Annotated in this window: 8 protein-coding genes and 1 tRNA gene; 2 read left to right on the forward strand and 7 right to left on the reverse strand. The window is 37.1% G+C overall.

Annotated elements, in window-relative coordinates:
- Nucleotides 1-1,766: HAD-IC family P-type ATPase (locus tag HN643_02850; GenBank protein MBT7500583.1), on the reverse strand; the 1,766-nt coding region annotated here is incomplete at its 3' end.
- 76 nt (nt 1,767-1,842) lie between these two features.
- Complete coding sequence (locus HN643_02855; GenBank protein MBT7500584.1) at nt 1,843-2,739, reverse strand: NUDIX domain-containing protein; 897 nt, start codon at nt 2,737-2,739, stop codon at nt 1,843-1,845.
- 91 nt (nt 2,740-2,830) lie between these two features.
- On the opposite strand from HN643_02855, the gene HN643_02860 reads away from it, so the two are divergent.
- The gene (locus HN643_02860) at nt 2,831-3,088 is read left to right on the forward strand and encodes a hypothetical protein (protein MBT7500585.1); all 258 of its coding nucleotides are present in this window, start codon (nt 2,831-2,833) and stop codon (nt 3,086-3,088) included.
- Between the two features lie 84 nt (nt 3,089-3,172).
- On the opposite strand, the gene HN643_02865 is transcribed toward HN643_02860, so the two are convergent.
- Nucleotides 3,173-4,288 (reverse strand): hypothetical protein, encoded by a 1,116-nt coding sequence (locus HN643_02865; protein ID MBT7500586.1) that lies wholly within the window; start codon nt 4,286-4,288, stop codon nt 3,173-3,175.
- A 134-nt stretch (nt 4,289-4,422) separates the two neighbouring features.
- Nucleotides 4,423-4,510: transfer RNA gene (locus tag HN643_02870), tRNA-Ser, on the reverse strand.
- A 124-nt stretch (nt 4,511-4,634) separates the two neighbouring features.
- On the opposite strand from HN643_02870, the gene HN643_02875 reads away from it, so the two are divergent.
- Complete coding sequence (locus HN643_02875) at nt 4,635-5,264, forward strand: CDP-alcohol phosphatidyltransferase family protein (GenBank protein MBT7500587.1); 630 nt, start codon at nt 4,635-4,637, stop codon at nt 5,262-5,264.
- A 54-nt stretch (nt 5,265-5,318) separates the two neighbouring features.
- Here the strand turns inward: HN643_02875 and HN643_02880 are convergent, their stop codons facing one another.
- The 3 genes from HN643_02880 to rbcL all read right to left on the reverse strand — a co-directional run.
- A complete protein-coding gene (locus HN643_02880) occupies nt 5,319-6,050 on the reverse strand; it encodes a DsbA family protein (protein MBT7500588.1) in 732 nt (243 codons plus the stop codon).
- Nucleotides 6,051-6,197: 147 nt separating this feature from the next.
- The gene (locus tag HN643_02885; protein MBT7500589.1) at nt 6,198-7,688 is read right to left on the reverse strand and encodes a thymidine phosphorylase; all 1,491 of its coding nucleotides are present in this window, start codon (nt 7,686-7,688) and stop codon (nt 6,198-6,200) included.
- A 65-nt stretch (nt 7,689-7,753) separates the two neighbouring features.
- The coding region (gene rbcL, locus HN643_02890; protein ID MBT7500590.1) for a type III ribulose-bisphosphate carboxylase at nt 7,754-8,950 on the reverse strand (1,197 nt) is incomplete at its 5' end.

Below are 8,950 nucleotides of genomic sequence, written 5' to 3' on the forward strand. Positions count from 1 at the left end.
ACCTTATGTTCAGGGCTAACCCGAGCATAAATATTAATATCATGCACAACTTTCTCAAATTGTTTGGGACTTAATTTATCAAGTTCAGCGCCCGTGATAGCATTTCCGAGAATACCAATTCGCGATCCAATTGCTTTGGCAGTAAGGGCGTGATCACCGGTAATCATCACTACACGAATTCCTGCTTGTTTACATAATGTAACTGAGGACTTAACATCCTTTCTTTGTGGGTCAATCATTCCCATTAAACCAAGGAATATTAAATCTTCTTCTTTCCCGGTCTCGCTATATGCAAAACCCAACACTCGCAGGGCCTGGTTGGCAAATTGCTCATTTTTTCCATGAATTTCAGCTTCCACTTGTTTATCTAATTCTTTCTTCCCAGTTGCCGTCATGATGTATCGACACTTGTTCATAATAATTTCCGGAGCACCTTTCATAAATAAAAAGTTTTTGTCTTCGACCTGATTCCAAACTGCCATATACTTACTCTCTGATGTAAATGGAGTTTCCTTCAAACGTGCGTAAGTTGGATTAATGCCAGCTTTCTTACCAACAACCAACATAGCTATCTCCGTTGGATCACCCATGAAATTCTTCTCAATCGCTGAGGCATCATTACACAAAACACCCGTCTCAATAATTTTCTTCAATGGCTCAAGTTCGATATTTTGTTTATTGACCTTAAATTCACCCTTGGTGTCATAACCCTTGCCAGTTACATCAACTTCTAAATTATCAACATAAATTTTTTGTACAGTCATTTCATTTCTGGTTAAAGTTCCGGTTTTGTCTGTACAAATAACCGTTGTACTACCAAGAGTTTCAACTGCTGCTAATTTTCTAATCAGCACATTTTTCTTGATCATTCTCTGTACTCCCAAGGCTAAACTTATAGTAACAACAGCAGGCAATCCTTCTGGAATAGCCGCCACCGCCAAAGAAATTGCAATTAACAACATTTCAAAAACTTCTTGTCCTGTGACATAACCCGCAATAAAGATAAACAAACAAAGAACTATAACCAAAATTCCAAGTTTAATTCCAAATTTTCCTAATTTTTTTTGTAATGGAGTAACTTCTTCCTTACTAGTTTGAATCATACCAGCAATTCTACCAATTTCCGTATGCATGGCAGTTTTCACAACAACGGCTGAGGCTTTACCGGTAGTAACCGTTGTTGAAGCATATAACATATTGACCCTATCACTAACGGCAACATCTCCCTCAAGTGGAGTGGTTTCCTTGCTCGCTGGCACACTTTCTCCAGTTAAATTTGATTCATCAACTTCCAATGACACTTCCTTAAGTAAATAACAATCCGCTGGCACACTTGAACCCGCTTCTAAAAAGACAATATCCCCAGGCACTAATTGACGAGAATCCAGCTCTTGTTTTTTTCCGTCACGCAAAACAATCGAAATCGGAGTTGCCAATTTACGTAAAGCTTCAATTGCCTTTTCTGCTTTGAACTCTTGGGCAAAGCCCAGAAGTGCATTTAAAACAATAATGGCGCCAATCACACCGGCGTCAAGATATTCATTTAATAGCAGAGAAACAGCAAAAGCGGCAATTAAAATATATACTATAAAGCTGTGAAACTGTGCTAAAAATATTTTCCAGGCAGAAAACCTTTGTTCTTCTTTCAACTCATTCAAACCATGCTTTTGTAAAAGCTCTTTAGCTTTTTTGGAACTTAAACCATTCTCAGAAGTACTGAGTTTTTTAAAAACTGCACTTTTCGATAAATTGTAAAACTCTGACATATTATGTACTGCCTTTTAAGTGAGGTATTATACTTATTATAGCAAAAAAGATGGGTAGCCACAACATTTAATCGATTTAACTAAATGCCTTTTTAACAAAATCAAGGACCTGTAAATAATATTCCTGTCCATGATCAACTAACTTTGCATATTCCTTTGGATCATTAAGCATTTTTTTAAATTTATCTTGTGAGACGAATTTAATTTTCTCAACTTCTCCGTCTATAAATTTAAAATCTGTAATCGATCCATCATATTTACATAAATACTCCTGCGAAATTTCTTTGTTATAATATTTTTTCTCTGGAGACTCTGACTTATGTTTAAATATTCTAGTTTTAATTAAATCTTCAAGTTTAACTGCTAAACCTAACTCCTCTTTTAATTCTCGTAAAGCGGTTACATCATAATCCTCACCTAAAGCAACATGCCCAGCAGCTGAAATGTCCCACTCGCCAGGATGTGTATCTTTGTCCTTCGCTCTCTTTTGCAATAATATTTCACCCTTTGAATTGAAAATCCAAATGTGAGAACTGCGATGCCAGAGCCCTTGACTATGTAAAGTTTTTTTAGTTTTCTTTTCACCAGTCAATTTACCAGCTGAATCAACAACATCCATGAATTCCACTTTCACTTCTTTTACTTTATAAATAATAAACAAAAATCCTGTGAGCAGAAAAGGGCCCGCTAAAATCAATGCTGCAAGCCAATTACCTCCACGACCAGCCATAATCATATATGAAAGCCCTAAACCAACAAACATGCCTCCACCAACCAGCTCATAATAACAAGCCACCCACAATACAATTAGAATAATTGCTGTTGGGATAAGGTGAATTAAAAAACCAGCGGTTAGCTGCCACCAGTTTCCATCTTCAGCAAAAACATCAAATGCTAAAACAGTTACTAGAATTACCAATAAAACTCCCAAAACTCTAGGTAAAATGTATAAAGTCCCTTTTGACTTTTGCATATTGACAAATATTGAAATAATTGCTAAATTATATTATAATAAAAGTAGCCGAGGTGGCTAGCCTTTTTAACAATTCAAGTGAGGTGTTAAAATGACAGGAGCAAGATCAAGTCCAAGAAATCGAGTAGCAATAAAGAATCATTTGATCACTGAAAAAGACCTGGAAACAATCAATCACGTATTTGATGCCTTTGAAGAAAACGGTGCAGAAGTCTTTGACGAAATGAGTCAAATGTACGGCAAGAAGCTAGTCACTACAGCTTACTTTGCCTTCATGTCTCAAAAGTTCGGTGGAAGAAGACAAGGTGCCTCAATGATTAGACGATCACCAGTTTATGCTGCAGCATGAACACACCACCCCCGTACACGTTCACTCACGCTGGAAGGAGAAACTTATGAATCCATATTACTAGCGCTAAACTACACTTTATGTTTAGCGCTCTTTTTTTTGTAAGAATTCATCTAATTTTTCATGATGACTACCTAGTCCCTCAACTTGACGATCTATAATATTTTTCACTCTCTGTCTAAAATTATCTATATACTGTTCGTCTATGACTGAACCACTTTCATCAAGCAGTTCTGGTCTTAATGGTTCCCAGCACAAAACATCTAGCCCACCCATACCAAACTCATCATTAATTTTAATTTTACCTGCCATTTCTTTGTTAAACTCTTTAACGAAAATTTCAATTTGTTCTGATTTAGAGACCTCTGCCATTCCTTTGTCATACAAACTCCATAGTTGAAAACGCATCTGCATACCCGAAGTCAAATCATTGGTGACATCCTCAATATTTTTTCTTAATCTTTTTTCTGTAGGTTTCAAAACAAATCGATCTAGATATTCATGCAATTTATCACGATCTAAATCATAGGCTCTAGCTAAAAGCTCTGCATCAGATCCGTCTTCTCTCGGCGTAGACTCAGCTGCAATATATTTATCTAGAAATAAAAGTTCTAATTGGGGAACTAAAATTTTAATACCTCCAAAATCCACATCTTCTGCAGTTTCATGTAGTAAATCCTCAGGAATTTCTTTTAACCCCTTAGTTGCACTAAGTGGGAAATATTCTTGGTTTCCAAAAACCTCTGCGAACTCAATAGGATAAATTGAATGTGATGTTTGTACTTGTTTCTGTTTTTCCACATCAACCCCGTATAACTCAAAATCACTATGAGAACGAATTGGGAAATTTACAGGATTTTTCTTTCTTCCGACCACCTGACCAAGCAAAGCTATTTCTGTACCAGTCCCCTTCCCCTGTAAATAATTGATTTCATTTCCATCTCGTTGTGGAAACAAAGATGTAGCTAACAAAACTTTTTTATAAAAATCCTGCAAGTTCGTCATCAATATACCACCTTGTCCAACTGTTTCTTCTTGCCATTTTTTCAGTTCTGCAAGCTTCTCACTGCTGATAGGCATTTTAACTAAACCGTTTTCGTCAATTTCAACGCCCATTGACTTAAAAAAGTCCTGAGCTTCAATAATCTCAGGTGAAAAATCTTGTTTTTTAGTTTCAATTACTTTTTCTGGACTTAACATAGTTTTGATTTAATTATATTTGGAGGTGAGCCTGCCTGCCGGTAGGCAGGGGCGGGATTCCCTTCAACTCCTCGTTCCTCGTCGCTCAGGGCAGGCTTCTCATCCCACCTTTTGCGTTGAAAATAAAATTTAAATGGCGGTGAGGGCGGGATTCGAACCCGCGGTACGTTTCCGCACACACGCTTTCCAAGCGTGCTCTTTCGACCACTCAGACACCTCACCGAACGATAACTTAATTCTAGCAAATTCTATACACTTTTTCAACCTTGACTTTATACGATTATAAGTTAAAATAGACGCAACAGATAATTTGTTGTTTTACAATCCTTTAACAGGAGATGATTATATGACTTGGCAGCAGTTTGTTAAGGACGTAAGGAAGGGCTGGTTGCCGTGCTCCATTACTCTATTTGGTGTATTTTTGATACCTTTTATAATTTACACCAATATCAACCAGCTTTATATCCTTGCTACCGCGCTTTATACCGCAGCCTGGATTGCTGACGGACTCGATGGATGGGCAGCTAGAAAATATGGTGCTTCCAGTGAAACTGGTGCATTTCTGGATCCTCTAGCTGATAAAATTTTCACTTTAAGTTTTATTTTGTTTTTCTGGTCACTGATACCAGTGGCTATTTCTGTACCAATAATTACCATTGCTGTTTCTTTAACGGTACTCAGAATTTTCAAAGTTCAGGAATCAAAAAACAAGAGTATTGAATTTTCCATAATGGCGATTAAACCAGGAAAAATCAAAACTAATGTTGAAAAATCAGGCTTTGCCCTATTTCTACTAGCACAAGTTATTTTTAATGAGCTACCAGCATTTTTCATTGTGCTTGGGAATATTGCCTTAGCTAGCAGTATGCCATTTGCCTTTCTAAGTTTGACACATCAAACTTCACCTGAAACCATTGAAAAATGGAACGCAGTTTATCGACGTCGATTCAAACATAGACAAAAAGAAAGCCCTTAATAAACAAAACCGCCCCGATTCATTATCGGGGCGGTCTTTTTATAGTAAGTATTTTTACTGAGCTAATAAATTATCAATAATTTGCTTAAAGTTTGCAAATGGTACTGCGCCACTAACCAACTCACCGTTGATAAATGTTGCTGGGGTCCCTGTTACACCTGCAGCTGCACCACTAGCCATGTCATCAGCTACTTTTTTAGCATACTTGCCATCATCTAAACAGCTGTCAAATTTAGAACTGTTCAAACCTAAACTTTTTGCTTCTGCTTTCCATTTAGCAACATTCATGTTGCCAGCTAAATTTGCTTCAAATATTTTATCATACATCTGCCAATATTTACCTTGCTCTCCAGCACATTCACTTGCCTCGGCTGCTTTCTGTGCTTCAGGATGGAATGACAATGGAAAATGCCTAGTTACAAAAGCAATCTTATTACCATAATCGGATTTAATCTGTTTAGCAGTGGCATAATGACGTGAGCAAAAAGGGCATTCAAAATCAGTATATTCAATTATTTGAACTTTAGCGTTTTTATCACCAAACACATACTCTGAATCCTGGATTGGAGTTACTGCACTGAATTGTTGCTCTGCAGCTGGAGGTTCAGGTAAATCCTGTCCTTCAGCTTGAGCAGCTAAGTCAACTTCTTGGCGATTACCAAAAACAATAATTAATAAAATAAAAAAGGCTACCACTGACAAAAGTGCCATGCCTGAGAAAAATCCTAAGAAAAAATTTGTCTTAGAACTATCTTTTGATCGTTTTGTTGAACTATGATCTTCCATATTTACTAGCGAGACAAGTGAAACTAGCGAGACAAGCTAGACTAGTTATTTGTTTTACACGTCTTGCTTGTTTTACACGTCTTACTTATCTTGCTTACAATTAGTTGCAAATTAAATTTTAACAAATCATTTTTCTAAAGTCAAATTCTATATTTCATAAATAACCTTATTGTTTGAAGCTAACACACCTAACTTTAGCCTTTCTTTGTTACTAGCATACATTGTGTATAACTTTTGACCCTTTTTAACCTTCTCTCCATAATTAACATGGGTATGTATTCCTGCATATTTATCAATTGGTGCTCCCAAATTCATACAAATTCTATTGATGGCCCGGTTATTTATGGATTTAATTTTTCCAGCTTTTTTAGTCTGAAATTCATGACGTAAAACTTCTTGCATAACTTCTTCTGAATTAAGGTTATCTTCTCCACCTTGAGCCACAATAATTTGATTCAATTTTTTCCAGGCTTGACCATTCTTGATCTGCGCCTTGGCGATGGCATAACCTTTTCCTTTAGGACAGTACTTCATTAATTCAAGCAAGGCACCTGTCAACTTACATGATTTATTTTCTAAATCTAACGGTCGAAACTTGTGTAGTTGCATAATTCGCAAAATATCTCTTGCTTCCAATGCCGGTCCAATTCCCCTTCCCACGGGCTGTTTGGCTGGAGTTTTAACAACTATAATCTTCATACCAAACTTTTTACATAACGATTTAAATTTAGATTCAATTTCATTCGCATGTTTCATGTTTGGCACTTTACAAGTTGGACCAACCGGAATATCTAAGACTAAATAATCAACACCGGTCGCAACTTTTTTGGCCATAATACTTACAATCATTTTATCATATGGTTCCAATGCCAAAGGACGAGAGACTTTAATAATTTTGTCATCAGCTGGAGCCATGCGTAAACCACCACCCCAAACTAAACAACCTTTGGTTTTCTTTACGATTTTCTTAATTTCATTCAAAGGAAAACTAACATTACACAAAACCTCCATTGTATCAGCTGTACCAGCCGGTGAAGTTATAGCTCGAGAAGAAGTTTTGGGAATGTTTATTCCCAATGACGCCACAATTGGTACAATAATCGGGGTCATACGATTGCCAGCCAGACCACCAACTGAGTGCTTATCAGCCACCTGACGGCTCAAATTGAACTTCTCACCGGTTTCAGCCATTGCTTTGGCCACATAGTATAACTCCTGTGTAGAATACTCTTTTATAAAACTGGTAGCTGCATAGTAAGTAGTTTCAATCTGACCAAGCTTACCATCTGCAATATCTTTAATCAAAGAATACAACTCCTTGTAAGTTGCTGGTTGGCCCAGCATCTTTTTTTTCAAAGTTTCAATTGACAAAGGCCGAGATTCCACAATTATTTTAACTATAGAACCATCAGGAACTTGCTTTTTCTTCCAAACATCTTCAAATAGCCCAATTTCACCTGGCTTCACCAATTTATTTGTCATATCCACGGTTACGGTCACTTTCTTTCCTTTCTTCCAAACCAGTGAAATTTTATCACCAACATGAATTCCAAAATTATTAGCTTCTTCTTCGTTCATTAGAGCAATTAAACCTGCCCCAGTTTCAATGTCTAAATTTTTCCCCTTCAAATAAACCATATTTTTATAATTGCTATGTGTTATATGTTACGTGTTTCACTAGTCTTGCTTGTCCTGCTAGTAATTCACCTACGATACTTATATTTAATATTTCCCCACTGATCTAAAGCCACTTTCAACTCTGGATTGGTCACAGCATAATCAGCTAGGTCGATTTCACGGACAATAGCCTCTGCCGCCTGGCGACAAGCTTTAGCTCCAGCAATTGAACCACCTTGATGGCCATGTACTCCGCCACCAAAATTTGCAATTAAATCTGAGCCAAGAATCTCAACCAACTTAGGTAATAAACCTGGATGCATTCCACCTGAAGCAATTGGCATAGTTGGTTTAATTGAAGACCAATCTTCTTTCAATGAATTAAACTCGTGCCAATCTTCACGCAAAAGTTCATTTACAGTCAAAACTTCATCTGCGCTGCCTTCCATTTTGCCAACAACTGTACCTGTATGCAATTGATCAATTCCAGCTAAGCGAGCTAACTTAGAAACCATCAACATGGTCATTCCGTGCTTGGGATTACGAGTAAACATGCTGTGGCCAGCTCGATGGCCATGAATAATTAAACCTAATTTTTGTTTTCGGAGATATTGAACGTTATCCAAACCAGTAGATACAATATCAACCATCACACAACGACCACCAAGCGATTTGACCAATTTTGCTCGGCGAAGCATCTCATCTGGTGGAGCAGTTACATTACAAGCGTAAACTTTAATCTGGCCAGTTTCTTTTTCTACTTTATCTCGCATTGCTAATGTGCGTTTCACTCGTTCATCAAACCGGTTAAATGTCATGTCAGTTAAATTCTCATCGTCTTTTACTAAATCAATACCGTTTCGCCAAACATCATAAGCAACTTTAGAATGTTCTACTGCAGTTAAGCCAACTTTTGGTTTAATTATACTACCTAAAATGATTCGATCTTTATTTTTCAACACCTTGCGAATACCTTCAATTCCAAAGGCCGGACCCTGAAAACTCTTTATATATTTAGTTGGAAACTCGACGTCAAGTAAGCGTAAATTTTTCACTACCTTCATCGAATAAATATTACCTCCAATGCTAGACATAAACTGAGGAATGCTCCCGAGTTCGAATAAATCCAAAGGGTAAGCAATCTTGATAATGTTTTGCTTTTGATTGATGTAATAAACTGTAGCCTTTAGTTTTTTAGCTACTTCTGGTTTCAAAGTCGACAAATCAGTCCACGAACCAATTGAACTTTCACCAGCAACTGCATCAGCTGCTTCCTCAAATGG

It is taken from the genome of Candidatus Falkowbacteria bacterium, from assembly GCA_018674305.1.
Classification (GTDB): domain Bacteria; phylum Patescibacteriota; class Patescibacteriia; order UBA11705; family JABHMO01; genus JABMRF01.